The sequence below is a fragment of the Buttiauxella massiliensis genome, from assembly GCF_902500225.1.
In the GTDB taxonomy this organism is placed as follows: domain Bacteria; phylum Pseudomonadota; class Gammaproteobacteria; order Enterobacterales; family Enterobacteriaceae; genus Buttiauxella; species Buttiauxella massiliensis.
The window spans coordinates 1-1,073 of sequence record NZ_LR722690.1 but is presented as its reverse complement, the minus strand read 5'-3'; the positions used below and the strand labels follow the sequence as shown (position 1 = coordinate 1,073).

Genomic DNA, 1,073 nt, shown 5'->3' with positions numbered 1-1,073 from the left:
AAATCATCGCCGTACTGAAATCCGTCGAAGCGGGCAGAACCGTCAAAGATGTGTGCCGCGAGGCCGCTATTTCCGAAGCCAGCTACTACAACTGGAAGGCGAAATATGGCGGGATGGAAGCCGCTGATATCAAAAAGATCAAAGATCTTGAAGAAGAGAATCGTCGTCTGAAGCAGATGTTTGCCGATCTGAGTCTGGAATGCCGAGCGCTTAAAGACGTCATCGAAAAAAAGCTTTAAAACCAGCGATAAAGCGTGAGCTCGTTAGCTATCTAACGACGCAGTTTACGATGAGCATACGCCAGGCATGCAGGACGTTATCGCTGAGCAGGACGGTGTTTCGTTATCAACCGAATACACGACGTGATGAAACGGTGATCCAGAGGCTGACCGAGGCGGCTGAACGCTATCCCCGCTACGGATTTAAGAAGCTTTTTCAGGTGCTTCGCAGGCAGGGGCACGTCTGGAACCACAAGCGCATACACCGGATTTACTGTCTGTTGAAACTGAATTTTCGTCGTAAGGGTAAGCAACGCTTGCCGGTGCGTAATCCGGCTCCGCTGGCAACGCCGGAAGCACTCAACCAAAGTTGGTCGATTGATTTTATGCACGACGCGCTAACATGTGGACGACGTTTTCGAACTTTCAATGTCGTTGATGATTTTAACCGTGAAGCTCTGGCTATCGAAATTGACCTGAATATCCCAGCGCAGCGTGTCGTCCGGGTGCTGGACAGGATAGTGGCAAACCGTGGATATCCGCTGAAGATGCGGATGGATAACGGACCGGAACTGATATCACTGGCTCTGGCGCAATGGGCCGAAGAGCATGGCGTGATGCTGGAATTTATCAAGCCGGGCAAGCCAACACAGAACGCGTTTATAGAACGGTTTAACCGAACGTACCGGACCGAAATACTGGATTTTTATCTGTTCAGAACGCTGAATGAAGTACGGGAAATCACGGAACGCTGGCTGAATGAATACAACAGTGAGCGGCCCCATGAATCCCTGAATAACCTGACGCCGGAAGAATACCGGCTGATGGCTGAGAAACCGGAAATCTCAAAAAGTG

General features: G+C 50.4%; 1 protein-coding gene. It reads left to right on the top strand.

The genetic code is table 11. The features are described from left to right. Nucleotides 1-2 precede the first annotated feature (2 nt). A protein-coding gene (locus GC128_RS22925; protein WP_226812256.1) for an IS3 family transposase occupies nucleotides 3-1,073 on the top strand; the annotation gives its coding sequence in 2 pieces (ribosomal slippage) (nucleotides 3-234 and nucleotides 234-1,073; 1,072 coding nt annotated over the 2 pieces). This gene is flagged as partial in the annotation.